General features: G+C 61.0%; 20 protein-coding genes. 13 read left to right on the forward strand and 7 right to left on the reverse strand.

The genetic code is table 11. The annotated features are described in order from the left end of the window. Positions 1-28 precede the first annotated feature (28 nt). Complete coding sequence (locus tag ACTJK9_RS14600; protein WP_085613555.1) at positions 29-946, forward strand: LysR family transcriptional regulator; 918 nt, start codon at positions 29-31, stop codon at positions 944-946. On the opposite strand, the gene ACTJK9_RS14605 is transcribed toward ACTJK9_RS14600, so the two are convergent. Continuing rightward, positions 919-1,245, reverse strand: a complete 327-nt coding sequence (locus ACTJK9_RS14605) for a DUF883 family protein (RefSeq protein ID WP_011331820.1) — start codon at positions 1,243-1,245, stop codon at positions 919-921. The genes ACTJK9_RS14600 and ACTJK9_RS14605 overlap by 28 nt on opposite strands. Positions 1,246-1,401: 156 nt before the next feature. Here ACTJK9_RS14605 and ACTJK9_RS14610 point away from each other — a divergent pair, with 156 nt between their 5' ends. Continuing rightward, entirely contained in the window at positions 1,402-1,617 is a 216-nt protein-coding gene (locus tag ACTJK9_RS14610) for a dodecin (RefSeq protein ID WP_007953919.1), read from the forward strand. Positions 1,618-1,745: 128 nt separating this feature from the next. Continuing rightward, the gene (locus tag ACTJK9_RS14615; RefSeq protein WP_085613556.1) at positions 1,746-1,970 is read left to right on the forward strand and encodes a DUF1161 domain-containing protein; all 225 of its coding nucleotides are present in this window, start codon (positions 1,746-1,748) and stop codon (positions 1,968-1,970) included. A gap of 61 nt (positions 1,971-2,031) precedes the next feature. Here the strand turns inward: ACTJK9_RS14615 and ACTJK9_RS14620 are convergent, their stop codons facing one another. Continuing rightward, positions 2,032-3,033 carry an LLM class flavin-dependent oxidoreductase gene (locus ACTJK9_RS14620; RefSeq protein ID WP_064592540.1) on the reverse strand — a complete coding sequence of 334 codons (1,002 nt, stop codon included), beginning with the start codon at positions 3,031-3,033 and terminating at the stop codon, positions 2,032-2,034. Positions 3,034-3,276: 243 nt separating this feature from the next. On the opposite strand from ACTJK9_RS14620, the gene ACTJK9_RS14625 reads away from it, so the two are divergent. Both ACTJK9_RS14625 and ACTJK9_RS14630 read left to right on the forward strand, forming a co-directional pair. Then, positions 3,277-3,708 (forward strand): OsmC family protein, encoded by a 432-nt coding sequence (locus tag ACTJK9_RS14625; protein WP_236187684.1) that lies wholly within the window; start codon positions 3,277-3,279, stop codon positions 3,706-3,708. A 103-nt stretch (positions 3,709-3,811) separates the two neighbouring features. Then, entirely contained in the window at positions 3,812-4,045 is a 234-nt protein-coding gene (locus ACTJK9_RS14630) for a DUF1161 domain-containing protein (protein ID WP_440814545.1), read from the forward strand. 6 nt (positions 4,046-4,051) lie between these two features. On the opposite strand, the gene ACTJK9_RS14635 is transcribed toward ACTJK9_RS14630, so the two are convergent. Next, positions 4,052-4,471 carry a PA0061/PA0062 family lipoprotein gene (locus ACTJK9_RS14635; protein ID WP_440814548.1) on the reverse strand — a complete coding sequence of 140 codons (420 nt, stop codon included), beginning with the start codon at positions 4,469-4,471 and terminating at the stop codon, positions 4,052-4,054. Positions 4,472-4,511: 40 nt separating this feature from the next. Further along, entirely contained in the window at positions 4,512-4,934 is a 423-nt protein-coding gene (locus ACTJK9_RS14640; RefSeq protein ID WP_064592534.1) for a PA0061/PA0062 family lipoprotein, read from the reverse strand. 57 nt (positions 4,935-4,991) lie between these two features. Here ACTJK9_RS14640 and ACTJK9_RS14645 point away from each other — a divergent pair, with 57 nt between their 5' ends. Continuing rightward, a complete protein-coding gene (locus ACTJK9_RS14645; RefSeq protein WP_440814550.1) occupies positions 4,992-6,068 on the forward strand; it encodes an aminopeptidase in 1,077 nt (358 codons plus the stop codon). Positions 6,069-6,182: 114 nt separating this feature from the next. On the opposite strand, the gene ACTJK9_RS14650 is transcribed toward ACTJK9_RS14645, so the two are convergent. Both ACTJK9_RS14650 and ACTJK9_RS14655 read right to left on the reverse strand, forming a co-directional pair. Then, positions 6,183-6,833 carry an HAD family hydrolase gene (locus ACTJK9_RS14650; protein WP_440814553.1) on the reverse strand — a complete coding sequence of 217 codons (651 nt, stop codon included), beginning with the start codon at positions 6,831-6,833 and terminating at the stop codon, positions 6,183-6,185. A 28-nt stretch (positions 6,834-6,861) separates the two neighbouring features. Then, positions 6,862-7,407, reverse strand: a complete 546-nt coding sequence (locus ACTJK9_RS14655; RefSeq protein WP_440814555.1) for a gamma carbonic anhydrase family protein — start codon at positions 7,405-7,407, stop codon at positions 6,862-6,864. Between the two features lie 62 nt (positions 7,408-7,469). On the opposite strand from ACTJK9_RS14655, the gene prlC reads away from it, so the two are divergent. The 3 genes from prlC (at position 7,470) to ACTJK9_RS14670 (ending at position 11,991) form a co-directional block, all read left to right on the forward strand. Next, the gene (gene prlC, locus ACTJK9_RS14660) at positions 7,470-9,548 is read left to right on the forward strand and encodes an oligopeptidase A (protein WP_440814558.1); all 2,079 of its coding nucleotides are present in this window, start codon (positions 7,470-7,472) and stop codon (positions 9,546-9,548) included. Further along, entirely contained in the window at positions 9,545-9,835 is a 291-nt protein-coding gene (locus ACTJK9_RS14665; protein ID WP_221398429.1) for a YheV family putative zinc ribbon protein, read from the forward strand. The genes prlC and ACTJK9_RS14665 overlap by 4 nt, the downstream gene beginning before the upstream one ends. A 113-nt stretch (positions 9,836-9,948) precedes the next feature. Further along, on the forward strand, positions 9,949-11,991 hold the full coding sequence (locus ACTJK9_RS14670; RefSeq protein ID WP_440814561.1) for a M3 family metallopeptidase: 2,043 nt from the start codon (positions 9,949-9,951) through the stop codon (positions 11,989-11,991). On the opposite strand, the gene ACTJK9_RS14675 is transcribed toward ACTJK9_RS14670, so the two are convergent. Further along, positions 11,978-12,622, reverse strand: coding sequence for a phosphatase domain-containing protein (locus ACTJK9_RS14675; protein WP_064592520.1), 645 nt, complete (start codon positions 12,620-12,622; stop codon positions 11,978-11,980). The two genes, ACTJK9_RS14670 and ACTJK9_RS14675, sit on opposite strands and share 14 nt — an antisense overlap. 297 nt (positions 12,623-12,919) lie before the next feature. Between ACTJK9_RS14675 and ACTJK9_RS14680 the strand changes: the two genes are divergently transcribed. The 4 genes from ACTJK9_RS14680 to ACTJK9_RS14695 all read left to right on the forward strand — a co-directional run bounded on the left by ACTJK9_RS14680 (position 12,920) and on the right by ACTJK9_RS14695 (position 17,900). Further along, positions 12,920-13,666, forward strand: a complete 747-nt coding sequence (locus ACTJK9_RS14680; RefSeq protein ID WP_440814564.1) for a gluconate 2-dehydrogenase subunit 3 family protein — start codon at positions 12,920-12,922, stop codon at positions 13,664-13,666. A 2-nt stretch (positions 13,667-13,668) separates the two neighbouring features. After that, a complete protein-coding gene (locus ACTJK9_RS14685) occupies positions 13,669-15,453 on the forward strand; it encodes a GMC family oxidoreductase (protein WP_085613564.1) in 1,785 nt (594 codons plus the stop codon). Between the two features lie 12 nt (positions 15,454-15,465). Continuing rightward, complete coding sequence (locus ACTJK9_RS14690; protein WP_085613565.1) at positions 15,466-16,767, forward strand: c-type cytochrome; 1,302 nt, start codon at positions 15,466-15,468, stop codon at positions 16,765-16,767. 74 nt (positions 16,768-16,841) lie between these two features. Beyond that, entirely contained in the window at positions 16,842-17,900 is a 1,059-nt protein-coding gene (locus ACTJK9_RS14695) for a PA0069 family radical SAM protein (protein WP_085613566.1), read from the forward strand. The last annotated feature ends 167 nt before the right edge of the window (positions 17,901-18,067 follow it).

The following is an 18,067-nucleotide window of genomic DNA, read 5'->3' on the forward strand; positions in this document are numbered from 1 at the left end:
CAACCTGTCAGGAAAACTCACAGATATCATGAGCCATGACCTTCCCCCGCTGAACGCCCTGCGCGCCTTCGAAGCCACCGCCCGCCTGAACAGCGTCAGCCAGGCTGCGGAGCAACTGCACGTGACTCACGGTGCGGTCAGCCGCCAGCTCAAGGTGCTGGAAGAGCATCTCGGTATCAGTCTTTTCGTCAAGGACGGTCGTGGCCTGAAACTCACAGATGCCGGCATCCGCCTGCGCGATGCCAGCGGCGAGGCGTTCGACCGCTTGCGCAGCGTCTGCGCCGAACTGACCCAAAGCACCGCCGATGCGCCGTTCGTGCTCGGTTGCTCCGGTAGCTTGCTGGCGCGCTGGTTCATTCCGCGACTGGGAAGGCTGAATGCCGATCTGCCGGATTTGCGCCTGCACCTGTCCGCCGGTGAAGGCGATCTCGACCCGCGTCGCCCGGGGCTGGATGCATTGCTGCTGTTCGCCGAACCGCCATGGCCGGCAGACATGCAAGTCTATGAGCTGGCCAGCGAGCGCATCGGCCCGGTCATGAGCCCGCTGTTCAGCGGCTACCAGCGCCTGCAATCGGCACCGCCCATTGCCCTGCTCGATGAACCCTTGCTGCACACGACTTCACGCCCGCAAGCCTGGCCGAGCTGGGCGCAGCAAAGCGGCCTCAACGCCAAGGCGTTGAAGATGGGGCAAGGTTTCGAGCATTTGTATTACTTGCTGGAAGCGGCCGTCGCCGGGCTGGGCGTGGCGATCGCGCCGGAACCGCTGGTGACCGAAGATTTAAAGGCCGGGCGCCTGGTCGCGCCGTGGGGTTTCAGCGAAACCCCGGCGCAACTGGCGTTGTGGCTACCCAAGCGCGCCGCGGACGGGCGCGCCCGGCAATTGGCGCAGTGGCTCAGGAACGAACTGCGCCAGGCGGATCACTCGCCGCGCTTGAACAGCAAGTAAGCGGCCAGCAGACCCAGCGCACCGACCGCCACACCGGCAGTCGTCCACGGGTGTTCCTGCGCGTAATCGCGGGTGGCAATCCCGGTCTCGCGGGTTTTGACTTTGACTTCTTCGTAGGCATCGCTGAGCAGGCTGCGCGAGTGTTTCAGCGCGCTTTCAGCGTTGCTCTTGAGCGCCTTGAGGGTCTTGCGCGACTCGTCAGAAGCGTCGTCCTTCAGGCTTTCCAACGACTTGAGCAGACTCTCGATCTCCGCTTCCATGCTTTGCAACGAGGCTTTGCGTAACGAGGTGTTGGCCATGGTGGCTCTCCTGCATTGTTGATGAGTGGCGTGTGTTGGTTGGGACTTCAACGTTTCTGGAAAGTGCAGAAAATCTGAACTTCCATTCCCCCAAGTCGCCGAAATCAACACGGCAAATCGCTGCTAGGCTCAATTGCACACTTCAAGGAGAACACCATGAGTGACCATCACACCTACAAGAAAGTCGAGCTGGTCGGTTCGTCCACCAGCAGCATCGAAGACGCCATCAACAATGCGTTGGCCGAGGCCAACAAGAGCATCAAGCATCTGGAATGGTTTGAAGTGACCGAAACCCGCGGCCACATCAAGGACGGCAAGGCTGCCCACTTTCAAGTGACCCTGAAAGTCGGGTTCCGGATAGCCAGCAGCTGAGTTTGGTCTACGCTTCTGAACTTGCGCGCTGGCCGAGTGCCATAGGAATGGCAATGCGCTACGAGGTGAGTGCATCGAGCGAACGGCTCGATGCCCGCCTTAATTAATCCGACCAGGGAGTGCGACCGATGAAGAAGTTGATATTGGCAGTAGGTTTGTTGAGCCTTGCGGGTGGTGCGTTTGCTGCCGGCAAGCCCTGTGAAGAACTGAAGGCCGAAATCGCGGCCAAGCTGGATGCCAAGGGCGTTTCCGGGTATTCGCTGGAGATTGTCGACAAGGGTGCGGCCAGTGGCGGCAAAGTCGTCGGCACCTGTGAAGGCGGCGACAAAGAGATCGTCTACACACGCGGCTGATCACGCCGGAGAAACAAAAGCCGACGCTATGCGTCGGCTTTTTTGTGCGCGGCTATCGGGCTCAGCCCCTCATGACCTGCGCCAGCAACTCGTAGGAATGCAGGCGATCGGCATGTTCGTAAAGGTCGCAGGTGAAGATCAGCTCATCAGCCTGGGTCTGTTCGATCAGCACTTCGAGTTTCGCGCGGATTTTCTGCGGACTGCCGACCATCGCCAGACCAAGGAAATCACCCACGGCCTCACGCTCGTGGGGCAGCCACAGGCCGTCCATGGTTTTCACCGGTGGGCGCTGCACCAGACTTTGCCCACGCATCAGCGCGAGGATTCGTTGGTACACCGAGGTCGCCAGGTAGTCGGCCTGTTCATCGGTGTCGGCTGCCACCAACGGCACACCGAGCATTACGTACGGCTTGTCGAGCACCGCCGATGGCTTGAAGTGATTGCGGTAGACGCGAATCGCCTCGTGCATGAAACGCGGTGCGAAATGCGAGGCGAAAGCGTAGGGCAAACCGCGCTCACCGGCCAGTTGCGCACTGAACAGACTCGAGCCGAGCAGCCAGATCGGCACGTTGGTGCCGGTTCCCGGCATCGCGATCACCCGCTGATCCGGCGTGCGCGGACCTAGAAAGCGCGCTAGCTCAGCCACGTCTTCGGGGAAATCATCAGCACTGCCGGAACGCTCACGACGCAAGGCCCGGGCGGTCATCTGATCGGAACCCGGCGCACGGCCCAGGCCGAGGTCGATACGTCCCGGATACAGGCTTTCGAGGGTGCCGAACTGCTCGGCGATCACCAGTGGTGCGTGGTTGGGCAGCATCACGCCGCCAGAGCCGACGCGGATGGTCGACGTGCCGCCGGCCAGATAACCCAGCAACACCGAGGTGGCGGAACTGGCGATGCCATCCATGTTGTGGTGCTCGGCGACCCAGAACCGCGTGTAGCCGAATTTCTCGACATGCTGAGCCAGGTCCAGCGAGTTGCGCAGCGACTGGGCCGGGCTGCCGTTCTCGCGCACCGGCACCAGATCGAGGGTGGAAAATTTTACGTCGGACAGTTGCTTCATAAACCTGCATCTCCGATTGAGGGCGCAGGTGTGTTCTTGGCGAACGCAAACCTGCCCAATTCATAAGCGTGTTCTGTGCAATAAGGGCATATACCCGAGTTTCAATAGCCGATCTGAAATTTCCTACTAAAAAAGTCAACGATTCACTTGGGCTGAACTTTGTTCCGGCATCTATCCTCAGAAGCCTTGCAGGCAAAAACCACGACGGCGCGGCGTTTCGCGCCCGAATTGAAGGAGGCACACATGGCTATCGTGAAGAAGGCATCCGCGCATTGGGAAGGTGACCTGAAAACCGGCATCGGCTCGATTTCCACCGAAACCGGCGTCCTGCGTGAAGCGCCCTACGGCTTCAAGGCCCGCTTCGAAGGCGGCAAGGGCACCAATCCGGAAGAACTGATCGGCGCCGCCCATGCGGGTTGTTTCTCCATGGCGTTTTCGATGATTCTCGGCGACGCCGGGCTCAAGGCCGACAGCATCGACACCCAGGCTGAGGTCACGCTGGATCAGGTGGACGGCGGCTTTGCAATCACCGCAGTGAAACTGATCCTCAAGGCAAAAATTCCGGGAGCGACCCAGGCGCAGTTCGAAGATCTGAGCAACAAGGCCAAGGAAGGTTGCCCGGTATCCAAGGTGCTGAATGCGAAGATCAGTCTCGACGCATCGCTGGACAGCTGACTGCCTTGAGCCGGATCAGAACCCGCCAGGCAAAAGTGTGGTCGAATAAATGACAGCAGCTTTCGCGCATCTTCGTGCGCGCTGCTTCGATGGAGCTTCAACCATGAAACGTTTTGCCTTGGCGGTTTTTGGTCTGGTAGTAGCCAGCTCGGTTTGGGCCGCACCAAAACCCTGTGAAGAACTGAAAGCCGAGATCGAAGCCAAGATCCAGGCTCAGGGAGTGACTTCTTATACGCTCGAGATTGTCACCAACGACGAAGTCCATGATCAGAACATGGTTGTTGGCACCTGCGACAACGGCACAAAAAAGATCATCTATCAGAAGAACGACCGCTGATACGCCTCAGATGATGCAGTTGACTTCGCGATCCTCGGCGACGATTTCCCGCCTGTCGTTGTAAAGGCGGGCACTCGGGGTGAATGCCAGAGAGCGGCCTTCCAGCCTGTAACGCTGCCCTGCCTCGAAATGATCGTAGCGGATGGTCAGGTAGCACAGGCGCTCCACAGGGCCGGTCATTAGGCTGCCGCCTCCGCCGAACACTTCAAAGTCGAAACGCACCCGCAACTCATGGCTGCCGGGCGTAACCTGAAAGAAACGCCCATCAGTCAGTCGCTGGTTGTCGAGACGCTCGGCCATCAGCAACTTACCGCCCGGGGACGGCGTCGAGAATTCGACCCAGGCCATGTTCGGATCGACAGGGGGCAACGGTGTCTGGCAACCGGCGAGCAAGCCTGCGACCAGCAACAGCATCAACGTGCGCATGATGGATGTCCGTGAGTTCGGACATCCAGCATAACGCCGATCAGGTTCGCTGACAGCCCGCCGGCGTGCCCTGGCCCACCACGTTGCGTTGTTGATCGTAGAGTTTGGCCCACGGGCGGAAACCGATGCTTCCCGCCTGCAACTGATAACGCTGGCCGGCGTTGAAATCCTTGAATTTCACGTTCAACTGACAATCACGCCAAAGCGGCTCGGCATCCGGGCCGATGTTGGTCGCCTCGACCGGAAATTGATAACGCACCCTCAGCTCATGGCTGCCGGGCTGCACTTCGAAGTAACGATGATCGACGGCAGCCTTGTCGTCGACTTCCAGCGCCTGCAGCGCCGTGTCCTGTTGCCGGGCATCCAGATCGATCCAGGCTTGCGAGGGGTCAGGGGTCGGCATTCCGAATCCGGCACAACCGGCCAGCGTCAGCACGCTTCCTGTCAGTATCAACATGCGCATAGCGAAGCTCCAATGGGCGGGATAGTCTTGGGCAGACTTTCCGGGGGATTTCTTATTTTGATCAGGCCGCTTCCAAGCCATGGGTTACTTGATCGCGTTTTGCGGATTTTGTTTCCGGGTGTGATGATTTTGTTGCTCAACGGTTGCTCAAGCCTGAGCTATTACAGCCAGCTGGCCAGCGGTCAGCTGCAGCTTTTGCGGGCGCGGGAGCCGGTGGCCAAGGTGATCGCCGACCCGGCTCGCGATGCCAAACTGCGCACGCACCTGGCCCAGTCCCAGAAAGCCCGGGCCTTCGCCAGCGAACACCTGCACCTGCCGGACAACCAAAGCTATCGCCTCTACGCCGACATCGGTCGGCCGTTTGTCGTGTGGAATGTGTTCGCCACCCCGGAGTTTTCCCTGAGCCCGCAGAACCATTGCTTCCCGATTGCCGGTTGTGTGGCCTATCGCGGCTTTTACAGCCAGAGTGCGGCGCGGGGCGAAGCCGCGATTCAGCGCCTGCAGGGTATGGACGTGTCGATCGGCGGCGTCGAGGCCTATTCGACCCTGGGCTGGTTCAATGACCCGATCCTCAATTCGATGATGGGCTGGGGCGACGAGCGTCTGGCAACGCTGATCTTCCATGAACTGGCTCACCAGCGTCTCTATGTGAAGGACGACACCGAGTTCAACGAGTCCTTCGCGACCTTCGTCGAGCAGGAAGGTACGCGGCAGTGGCGAGCGTTTCGGGGCTTACCCCCGGAAAACGACTCGAAGCTCAAGCAGCGGGATCAATTCATTCAGTTGATCCTCGATACCCGCTCACGTCTTGAAAAGCTTTATGCACAACCATTGGCGGCAGCGCAGATGCGCGAGCGCAAGGCGGCGGAGTTCGAACGGTTTCGACACGACTACCGAACAATGCGCGATAGCCAGTGGGCCGGCGACAAACGCTATGACGCCTGGGTCAATGCGCCGTTGAACAACGCGCGGCTGTTGCCGTTCGGGCTTTATGACCAGTGGGTGCCGGCGTTTGCGGCGTTGTTCAGGCAGGTCGATGGGGATTGGGTCAGGTTTTACACAGAAGTCGAGAAGTTGGGTGGCTTGCCAGTCGTTGAGCGTAAGTCGGCTCTGAAAGTGCTGGCAGGCTCATAAATCTACTGCGGCTTTTTGGCCCCATCGCGAGCAGGCTCGCTCCCACAGGAAACCGAGTTCCGGTACTGAAACGCGGTCACTGTGGGAGCGGGCTTGCTCGCGAAGGCTATCTGATCAGCGCTGCAAAAATGCCTGATGCAACTGATCCAAAGTCTCGAAGTGATAAGCCGGCGCCTCGGCATTCAACTCTTCAAAACTGCCAAACCCATAACCAACAGCCGCTGCATCCAGACCGTTGCTGCGAGCACCGATCAGGTCGTGCTTGCGGTCACCGATCATCAGCGTGCTGGCCGGGTCCAGCCCTTCCTCGGCGATCAGGTGGGCAATCAGCTCGACCTTGTTGGTGCGAGTGCCGTCCAGTTCGCTGCCGTAGATCACCTTGAAGTGTCTGGCAAAATCAAAATGCCGGGCGATTTCCCGGGCGAACACCCACGGCTTCGACGTCGCGATATACAGCTGACGGCCCTGGCCGCTCAGGGTTTCCAGCAACGGCGTGACGCCTTCAAACACCCGGTTCTCGTACAGACCGGTAACCTTGAAACGCTCGCGGTAGAAATTCACCGCCTCCCACGCCTTAGCTTCATCAAAACCATAAAACTGCATGAATGCCTGCAACAGCGGCGGACCGATGAAGTGTTCCAGCTTGGTCAGGTCCGGCTCATCAATGCCGAGTTTGCTCAAGGCGAACTGGATGGAACGGGTGATGCCCTCACGCGGATCGGTGAGGGTGCCATCGAGGTCGAACAGTACGGTCTGGTAATGCATGAAAAATCCCGGGCGGTAGAGAGAAAAGTCAGAGATGGTCGTAGCCTTCAGCCAGATGCAGGTCCTTGAGCTTCACGTAGTTCGCCGCGCTGTAGGTGAAAAAGGCGTTTTCCTTGTCGGTCAGCGGACGAACCTGTTTCACCGGACTGCCCACGTACAGAAATCCGCTTTCCAGGCGCTTGCCCGGCGGCACCAGGCTGCCGGCGCCGATGATCACGTCGTCCTCGACCACCGCGCCGTCCATCACGATGCTACCCATGCCGATCAATACGCGGCTGCCGACGGTGCAGCCGTGCAGCATGACCTTGTGGGCGATGGTCACGTCATCGCCGATCAGCAGCGGGAAGCCGTCCGGGTTGAACGGGCCGGCGTGGGTGATGTGCAACACGCAGCCGTCCTGCACGCTGGTGCGCGCACCGATGCGGATGCGGTGCATGTCGCCGCGGATCACCGTCAGCGGCCACACGGAGCTGTCTTCGCCGATTTCGACGTCGCCGATCACCACCGCCGAGCCGTCGACAAAAGCGCCTGGGCTCAAGCGTGGGGTGTGATTCTGGTACTTGCGAAGGGACACGATTAGTTCTCTCTCTGTCGCCGATAGCTGCGGTGGGTGTCGATTGTAATTAAGATGGGCGCATGTTTCTTCCAGCCAAGGTGCCAACCGTGAGCGTGAACAACCCTCTTCTGCAGTCCTACGACCTGCCGCCGTTCTCCGCGATCCGTGCCGAACACGTGCAGCCGGCCATCGAAACCATCCTGGCCGACAACCGCGCCGCCATCGCCGAAATCCTCAAGACCCAGGGCCAGAACCCGACCTGGGCCGGGCTGGTGCTGGCGATGGACGAACTCAATGATCGCCTGGGCGCCGCCTGGAGCCCGGTCAGCCACCTCAATGCCGTGTGCAACAGCGCCGAACTGCGTGAAGCCTACGAGTCGTGCCTGCCGGCATTGAGCGCCTATTCCACCGAAATGGGCCAGAACCGCGAACTGTTCCAGGCCTATGAAGCCCTGGCCAACAGCCCGGAAGCCGCCGGCTTCGACGTGGCGCAAAAAACCATTCTGGAACACGCCCTGCGCGATTTCCGTCTGTCGGGTATCGACCTGCCGGAAGCCGAGCAGAAGCGCTACGCCGAAGTGCAGAGCAAGCTGTCCGAACTGGGCAGCCGCTTCTCCAACCAGTTGCTCGACGCCACCCAGGCCTGGACCAAGCACCTGACCGACGAAGCCGCCCTCGCCGGCCTGACCGATTCGGCCAAGGCGCAAATGGCTGCTGCCGCCCAGGCCAAAGGCCTCGACGGCTGGCTGATCACCCTGGAATTCCCGAGCTACTACGCGGTGATGACCTACGCCCAGGACCGTGCGCTGCGTGAAGAAGTCTACGCCGCCTACTGCACCCGTGCGTCGGATCAAGGCCCGAATGCCGGCCAGAACGACAACGGCCCGGTGATGGGCGAAATCCTCGACCTGCGGCAGGAGCTGGCCAAACTGCTCGGTTTCTCCAGCTTCTCCGAGCTGAGCCTGGCGACCAAAATGGCCGAGTCCAGCGATCAGGTACTGAGCTTCCTGCGCGATCTGGCCAAACGCAGTAAACCGTTCGCCGCCCAGGATCTGCAACAGCTCAAGGCTTACGCCGCCGAGCAGGGCTGCCCCGATCTGCAAAGCTGGGACAGCGGTTTCTACGGTGAAAAACTCCGTGAACAACGCTACAGCGTCGCCCAGGAAACCCTGCGCGCCTACTTCCCGATCGACAAAGTGCTGGGCGGCCTGTTCGCTATTGTTCAGCGTCTGTATGGCATCGAGATCGCCGAACTGAAAGGCTTCGACACCTGGCACCCGGACGTTCGCCTGTTCGAGATCAATGAAAACGGCCAGCACGTCGGCCGCTTCTTCTTCGACCTCTATGCCCGCGCCAACAAGCGTGGCGGCGCGTGGATGGACGGCGCCCGCGACCGTCGCCGCACCGTCGACGGCGTGCTGCAAAGCCCGGTGGCCAACCTGGTGTGCAACTTCACCCCGGCCGACAGCGGCAAGCCTGCGCTGCTGACCCACGATGAAGTGACCACCCTGTTCCACGAATTCGGCCACGGCCTGCATCACCTGCTGACCCGCGTCGAGCATGCCGGCGTGTCCGGCATCAACGGCGTGGCGTGGGACGCGGTCGAGCTGCCAAGCCAGTTCATGGAGAACTGGTGCTGGGAGCCGGAAGGTCTCGCGCTGATCTCCGGCCACTACGAAACCGGCGAGCCGCTACCGCAGGATCTGCTGGAAAAAATGCTCGCGGCGAAGAACTTCCAGTCCGGCCTGATGATGGTGCGCCAACTGGAGTTCTCGCTGTTCGACTTCGAACTGCACGCCACCCACGGTGACGGCCGCAGCGTCGCGCAGGTGCTCGAAGGCGTGCGCAACGAAGTCTCGGTGATGCGTCCTCCGGCCTACAACCGCTTCCCGAACAGCTTTGCCCACATCTTCGCCGGCGGTTACGCGGCGGGTTACTACAGCTACAAGTGGGCGGAAGTGCTGTCGGCGGATGCCTTCTCCAAATTCGAAGAAGACGGCGTGCTGAATGCCGACACCGGTCGCGCCTTCCGCGAAGCGATCCTCGCCCGCGGTGGTTCGCAGGCGCCGATGGTGCTGTTCGTCGACTTCCGTGGCCGTGAGCCGTCGATTGACGCACTCTTGCGCCACAGCGGCCTGAGTGAGGACGCGGCAGCATGAGTGAGGCACCCGTGAAGACCAAAAAACGCTTTATCGCCGGGGCGGTCTGCCCGGCGTGCAGCGAGCCGGACAAATTGATGATGTGGAGCGAGGACGATGTCCCGCACCGTGAATGCGTGGCGTGCGGTTACAGCGACACGCTCAATGCCCAGGGGCTGTCGGTGCCGAAAGAGCTGGGCACGCGGGTCAACACCAGCGCGCTCAAGCCTGCCCCGGACAAAACAATTCAGGCGGTGCAGTTCTTCCCGAATCCGAAGCTGAAGAAAAAGCCTGACGAGCAGCACTGATCCTCGACCACCTTCCCCGATTCGTCGGTGGAAGGTGGTATTGGCTTAACACCTGTCCCCCGCACTTGCTTCGTAGGCTGGCCCCTTTGCGCCACGCCTCGAAGGAAGCTGCCATGCCCGACACCAATCCCCTCCTGCAACATTGGACGCTGCCACCCTGGCCAGCGATTCGCGCCGAGCATCTCGTGCCGGCAGTCAACCGCATCATTGCCGACAATCGACACATCATCGCCCAAGTGATCGCCAGTCAGTCCGAACATCCCGGCTGGGACGATCTGGTGCTGAGCATCGACGAAGCCGATGCCCGCCTCGGTGAAGTCCGCTCGATTCTCGAAACGTTGTCGATGGTCAGGTCCGACGATCCCACCTGGCTCGTGGAAAGCGCCAAGGCGCATCTGGCGATCAATCAGTATCGCTCTGAAAAAGCCCGCAATCGCCGGTTGTACGAGACCTATCAGCGTCTGGCGCAGAGCTCGATCGCCGGCAGTTTCGATGAGTCGCGCAACATCGCACTGGCGCGGATTCTGCGCCGATTCAAGCAGTCGGGCATTGAGCTTCCCACTGAACAGCAGCAGGAGCTGGCGCGGTTGAACCGCGAGATCGGTGGGTTGGAATTCGTATTTCTGGACAACCTCGAACGCTGGGCCGAGGCGTGGAGCAAACGTGTTGACGATATTGCGCTGCTCTCAGGCTTGTCACAGGCGATGAAGGATCGCCTGGCGCGCGCCGCACGCCAGGCCGGGCATGACGGCTGGCTGATCCGCCTGGACCAGAACACCTGCCAGCACATCCTCAAGTACGCCGAAAACCGCGCCTTGCGGGAGGAATGCTATGTGGCCTACCTGACCCGTGCCTCTGATCGGGGCCCACTGGCCGGACGCTTCGATAACGGCCCGGTGTTGACCAAGCTGCTCGCCTTTCGCCAGCAGAAAGCCCGTTTGCTCGGTCATGAAAACGCCGCGCAACTGAGTCTGGCCAAACACAGCGCCCGGACGACGGCGTGGGTCAGTGGTTTTCTCCAGCGTCAGGCGGCGCAGCTGGCACCTGCCCTCGCGCAGGATGCAGAACAACTGGCGGCCTTTGCGCAGCAATGCGGGATCGACCGGGTCCAGCCGTGGGATGAAGACTTCCTCGCCGAACAATGGCGCCAGCAGCAGTTTCCCGGCGCACTGGAAAACCTGCGTGATTACTTCCCACTGGAGGGCACCCTGCGCAGGCTCTTTCTGTTCTGTGAACGGATGTTCGGGATCCGCATCGTCGAGCAGTCCGGCGGCGGGCATTGGCATGACGATGTGCGCCTGCTGGAAATCAGCGAGCATGAACAGGTCATCGGCTACATCTACCTTGACCCGTTTCACCGCGACAAGGCGGTGGACTTCCCCGGCACCACCACACTGCGCAATCGCCGGATCAACGCCGAAGGTCGCCCGGCGCTGCCGATTGCCCTGCTCCACAGCAATTTCACACTGCCCACCGATACCCATCCGTGCCGCCTCGAAATCGACGATCTTCGGGTGCTTTTCCATGAGTTTGGCCACTGCCTCCAGCACGTGTTGACGCGTTCGCCCCATTACACGCTGTCCGGCATCCTGCAATTGGGGCATGAAGCGGCAGAGTTTTCCGGGCAATTGTTTGAGCAATGGTGTCAGTCGCGCGAGTTTGTGCTGTGGCTCGGTGCCCATTTTCAGACCGGCGAGCGCTTGAGCGCCGCACGGGTCGACGCGGCTCTGTCAGCCAGTCAGGCCCATTCCAGCCGGCAACAGGCCTTGTTGCTGATGGGGGCGATGATTGACTTCGAACTGCACTTGACCCACGGCGATGGACGCTCGGTCGAAGAGGTTTGCGACGATGTGCAGCGCACTCTGACTCATCTGCAATTACCGGACGATCACCGGTTCGCCAATGGTTTCGATTACATGGTGACCCAGTACGACGCTTCGGTTTACGCCTATGTCTGGTCGAACATGCTGGCCCAGGAAGCATTCAAGCGCTTCAGCCGCGACTGGGTGTTCAACGCGCAGACCGGTCGTGAGTTTCGCGCAACGTTCTTTACACCGGGTGCGGGGCGTCCGCTCCTGGATGCGGTTGAAGCGTTCATCGGCCGGCCAGTCGCCGGTCTCGTTAATGAGGAGGCCGGAAGGGTTACTTCAGATTGACCGTCTGAAACCAGCTCTTCATCGAGCACGTAGCAAACGCGCTGGTACTGCAATCGCCATTGGCCAGCGCGGTGCGCAACTTGTCGACATCGACCTGCATCACGTAACGCACGCTGTCGCGGAAGTGACCACTTTCACCAAAGCCGCCCTGGGTCATTTCGTTCAGGGCATCCTCCTTGCTCCAGCCCTGCACGACGATCCGGTACATCGCCGCCATCAGGCCGGTGCGATCGGAGCCGTGCTTGCAGTGCATCAACACCGGGCCGTCGGCTTCGGCGGCTTGAATCGCACGCAGGGTCTTGAGCACATCACTGTCGTCCACGTGATTGGTGCGATAGGGCAATTGCACCTGATGGATACCGGGGGCCTTCAGCCAGCTGGAATCCGCTTCCGGCAGAAAATTGATGACGGTGGCCACCTTCAGGTTGTTCAGCAACGGCACCGCACCGTCATCAGGGAGCGCGCTGCGATACAGCGTGGGCGACATCTGGAACAGGTTGTATTGCACCTCTACCGGTTGCGCCCACTCGACGGGACGGGAAGCCGGGGTTTGCGCAGCCTGAGCTGGAATCCAGCTGAACAGGGCCAGCAGCGATAAACAGAAAGCGGAGGAAAAACGCGTCAGGAACATGCTTTACGGCGACCGTGTGGGTTTCGTCAGTGAAGGCCGCAGCTTGCGAGCTTCGCGGTCAAATCCGCGTGAGGCGCTTGTAAAAGAATCGTGAATACCGCGGTTCCCTTGATCGAAAAGCGCTGTTTTTTTGGCTGAATCGGTTCATCCCGTTGCTTAGCCTGCTACCATTTGTCACATCATGTTGCAGACGCGTCCCCTTTCTCCCGGTCATTCCGGCCACGTCGCAGCCAGAAAATTCTTGAGCCGTTCGCAGAAACGGCTGACAACCATCAATGCCTGATGAGGTGTATCCCCATGTCTGATGAAGATCGAGACAACCCGCGGCGTGAGTTTTTGCGCAAATCCCTGACCCTTATTCCGGTCGTCACCCTCGCCGGTAGCGGTCTCGGCAGCTCGGTGCTGCAAGCCGCGCCCGAAAGCGCGCCTGCCAAAGCGCCGGCGAAAACGGCCGCCGTTGAAGCCAGCACTTATCAGCCGAGCTACTTCACTGCCGAAGAGTGGGCGTTCATCAATGCCGCCGTCGCGCAATTGATCCCCAACGATGCGCAAGGCCCAGGTGCGCTCGAGGCCGGCGTGCCGGAATACATCGACCGTCAGATGAACACGCCGTACGCCGCCGGCGCCCTCTGGTACATGCAAGGGCCATTCAATGCCGACGCCGCGCCGGAGATGGGCTGGCAGAGCAAACTGGTCCCGAAAGAGATCTATCGCCTCGGCATTGCCGCCACGGATCAGTGGGCAAAATCCATCAACGGTAAAACATTTGCCGAGCAAGACAGCGCTACCCGAGACGACCTGCTCAAGCAGCTTGAAGCCGGAAAACCGCAATTCGACGCGGTTCCGGCGAAGATTTTCTTCAGTCTGCTGCTGCAAAACACCAAGGAAGGGTTCTTCTGCGACCCGATCCACGGCGGCAATAAAGGCATGGTCGGTTGGACCATGATCGGCTTCCCCGGCGCCCGCGCCGATTTCATGGATTGGGTGGAACGCAACGAGCAGTACCCCTTCCCGGCAGTTTCGATTAGCGGCGAGAGGGCGTGAGCATGGCAACGGTAATGAAGAAGGTCGACGCAGTGATCGTCGGTTTCGGCTGGACAGGCGCGATCATGGCCAAGGAGCTGACCGAAGCGGGACTCAACGTGCTGGCGCTGGAGCGCGGGCCGATGCAGGACACCTACCCGGACGGCAACTATCCCCAGGTGATCGACGAACTCACCTACAGCGTGCGGAAAAAACTCTTCCAGGACGTTTCCAAGGAAACCGTCACCATCCGCCACAGCATCAACGACATCGCCCTCCCGAATCGCCAGTTGGGCGCGTTCCTGCCCGGCAATGGCGTGGGCGGCGCCGGGCTGCACTGGTCGGGCGTGCACTTTCGGGTCGACCCGATCGAGTTGCGCATGCGCAGCCACTACGAAGAGCGCTACGGCAAAAGCTTCATCCCCAAGGACATGACCATCCAGGACTTCGGCGTCAGCTATGAAGAGCTGGAACCGTTCTTCGATTTCGCCGAAAAAGTCTTCGGCACCTCCGGCCAGGCCTGGACCGTGAAAGGCCAACTGGTCGGCCAGGGCAAGGGCGGCAACCCGTACGCACCGGATCGCTCGAACCCGTTCCCGCTGGAAGCGCAGAAAAACACGGTTTCCGCACAACTGTTCGGTAAAGCGGCTACGGAGGTGGGTTACAAACCCTACAACCTGCCTTCCGCCAATACTTCAGGGCCGTACACCAACCCTTACGGCGCGCAGATGGGACCATGCAACTTCTGCGGTTTCTGCAGCGGTTACGTTTGCTACATGTATTCCAAGGCGTCGCCGAACGTGAACATTCTGCCGGCGCTGAAGCCGCTGCCGAATTTCGAACTGCGGCCCAACGCCCACGTGCTGCGGGTCAACCTCGACAGTACGAAAACCAAAGCCACCGGCGTCACTTACGTCGACGGCCAGGGCCGCGAGATCGAACAACCGGCGGACCTGGTGATCCTCGGCGCATTCCAGTTGCACAACGTGCGCCTGATGCTGCTCTCCGGCATCGGCAAACCCTACGACCCGGTCAGCGGAGAAGGCGTGGTCGGGCGCAACTTCGCCTACCAGAACATGGCCACGATCAAGGCGTTCTTCGACAAGGACACCCACACCAACAACTTCATCGGCGCCGGCGGCAACGGTGTGGCGGTGGATGACTTCAACGCCGACAACTTCGACCACGGGCCTCACGGTTTCGTCGGTGGCTCGCCGATGTGGGTCAACCAGGCCGGCAGCCGACCGATCGCCGGCACCTCCAACCCGCCCGGTACTCCGGCCTGGGGCAGTGCGTGGAAACGCGCGACCGCCGATTACTACACCCACCAGGTGTCGATGGACGCCCACGGCGCACATCAGTCCTACCGTGGCAACTACCTCGATCTGGACCCGGTGTACCGCGATGCCTACGGCATGCCGCTGCTGCGGATGACGTTCGACTGGCAGGAAAACGACATCAAGATGAACCGCTTCATGGTCGAGAAAATGGGCAAGATCGCCGAGGCCATGGGCCCGAAAGCCATTGCCGTGATCGGCAAGAAAGTCGGCGACCACTTCAACAGCGCGTCGTACCAGACCACCCACCTCAACGGCGGCGCGATCATGGGCACCGATCCGAAGACCAGCGCGCTGAACCGCTACCTGCAGAGCTGGGACGTGCACAACGTGTTCGTTCCGGGTGCCTCGGCATTCCCGCAAGGCCTGGGTTACAACCCGACCGGGCTGGTCGCCGCGTTGACCTACTGGTCGGCGAAAGCGATTCGCGAGCAGTACCTGAAAAACCCCGGCCCGCTGGTTCAGGCTTAAGGAGCGATGACCATGAAGACTCTCGTTATCGCGACCCTCGCGCTGCTCGGCAGCACGGCCGCTCACGGCGCCGAAGTTGATCAATCCTTGATCAAGCAAGGCGAATACCTCGCCCGTGCCGGCGACTGCGTGGCCTGCCACACGGCCAAGGATGGCAAGCCGTTCGCCGGTGGCCTGCCGATGGAAACCCCGATCGGCACGATCTACTCGACCAACATCACCCCGGATAAAACCGGTGTCGGTGACTACAGTTTCGAGGACTTCGACCAGGCCGTGCGGCATGGTGTGGCCAAAAACGGCACGACCCTGTACCCGGCGATGCCGTACCCGTCCTACGCCCGTGTCAGCGAAACCGACATGCGGGCGCTCTACGCCTACTTCATGCATGGCGTTGCACCGGTGGCGCAAGAGAACAAGGCCAGTGACATCCCGTGGCCATTGAGCATGCGCTGGCCGCTGATGGGCTGGCGCTGGCTGTTCGCGCCAAAGGTCGAGGACTACAAACCCGCGTCGGACGATGCCGTCGTCAGCCGTGGGGCGTATCTGGTGGAAGGCCTCGGACATTGCGGCGCCTGCCATACGCCACGGGCCCTGACCATGCAGGAAAAATCCCTGAGCGCGGCCGAAGGCAGCAGTTTTCTGTCAGGCAGCGCGCCGCTGGAGGGCTGGATCGCCAAAAGTTTGCGCGGTGACCACAAGGACGGTCTCGGCAGTTGGAGCGAAGAGCAACTGGTGCAGTTCCTCAAGACCGGTCGCAGCGACCGCAGCGCCGTGTTCGGCGGCATGAGCGACGTGGTCACCCACAGCATGCAGTACATGACCGACGCCGACCTGACCGCGATTGCCCGTTACCTGAAATCGCTGCCGGCCAATGATCCTGCCGACCAGCCGCACCAGTACGACGAGAAAGCCGCCAAGGCCTTGTGGAACGGTGATGACAGTCAGCGTGGCGCGTCGGTGTACATCGACAACTGCGCGGCGTGCCACCGCACGGACGGCCACGGCTACACCCGGGTGTTCCCGGCGCTGGCAGGCAATCCGGTGCTGCAATCGGACGACCCGACCTCGCTGATTCACATCGTGCTCAAGGGCGGCACTCTACCTGCGACGCACGCCGCGCCATCGACCTTCACCATGCCTGGCTTCGCCTGGCGTCTGTCGGATCAGGAAGTGGCCGATGTGGTGAGCTTCATCCGTGGCAGTTGGGGCAACAAGGGCGCGCCGGTCAAGGCCGCTGACGTGACCCAGTTGCGCAAGGACGATATGAAGCAAACCTCGAACGATGACCTCGGCCAGGTGACACAGCACAACTGACTGTTCGCCCAACGGCACTAGTCAGACCGACAGCGCCTCGATACTGTATATGCACACAGTATCGAGGCATTGCCATGTCCACCCCTCTTCCTCCGCGCGGTCGCGGCACCGCCACCAACCCGCACAACCGCTTCGCGCCGAGTCGTTCGGTGGCCGAGGATGACGGCTGGTATCAGGAAGTGCCACTGACTCAGGGCACCGAAGTCAGCTTCGAAACCGCGAAGACCATCATCACCCGCAACACCTCGCCGGACCTGCCCTTCGACCGTTCGATCAACCCCTATCGCGGCTGCGAGCACGGCTGCATTTATTGCTATGCACGGCCCAGCCACGCTTATTGGGACATGTCGCCGGGGCTGGATTTCGAAACCAAACTGATCGCCAAAACCAACGCCGCACAGCTACTGGAAGAGCAGCTGGGGAAAAAAGGCTATCAATGTGCGCCGATCAACCTCGGATCCAACACCGATCCCTATCAGCCGATCGAACGCGAACACCGGATCACCCGCCAGACCCTCGAAGTGCTGCTGCGCTACCGGCATCCGGTGACGATCGTCACCAAGGGCTCGCTGATCCTGCGCGACCTCGACCTGCTCACCGAACTGGCACAACAGCGGCTGGTGGCGGTGATGATCAGCCTGACCACCCTGGACGACGAACTCAAACGCATCCTCGAACCCCGCGCCGCCGCACCCAAGGCCCGGTTGCGGGCGATCCGGGTGATGCGCGAGGCGGGGATTCCGGTGGGCGTGTTGTGTTCGCCGATGATTCCGATGATCAACGACAGCGAAATCGAAAGCCTGCTGACCGAGGCCCACGCGGCCGGCGCCCAGAGCGCGGCCTACATGATGCTGCGCCTGCCGATGGAGGTGGCGCCGCTGTTCGAGGAATGGCTCGAGGCGCACTACCCGCAGCGTGCGGCGCATGTGCTGAGCCTGATCCGCCAGAGCCGTGGCGGCGAGCTGTACGACAGCCGTTTCGGTGCCCGGATGCGCGGCGAGGGGCCGTTTGCCGACCTGCTCGCCCAGCGCTTCGCCAAAGCATTGAAACGTCTTGGGCTCAATCACCGCGAAGGCTACAACCTCGACTGCACGGCCTTCTGTCCGCCGGGTCGTCAGATGGCGCTGATTTAGCGACAATTGGCCCATGGTTGAGAGGAAGGAATGCTTGACCCGGTTTACGCCGGTCACACATTTTGTGACCTGGAACACACGTTCTAGAGCGCTTGATTCAGTTTGAGTTAAGTTTCGGCAGTTACCTTGCTCATCGAGTGACTGACGGGTCGGGATGACCCGGATGT

Source organism: Pseudomonas sp. 22082, from assembly GCF_052046055.1.
Lineage (GTDB): Bacteria > Pseudomonadota > Gammaproteobacteria > Pseudomonadales > Pseudomonadaceae > Aquipseudomonas > Aquipseudomonas pharyngis.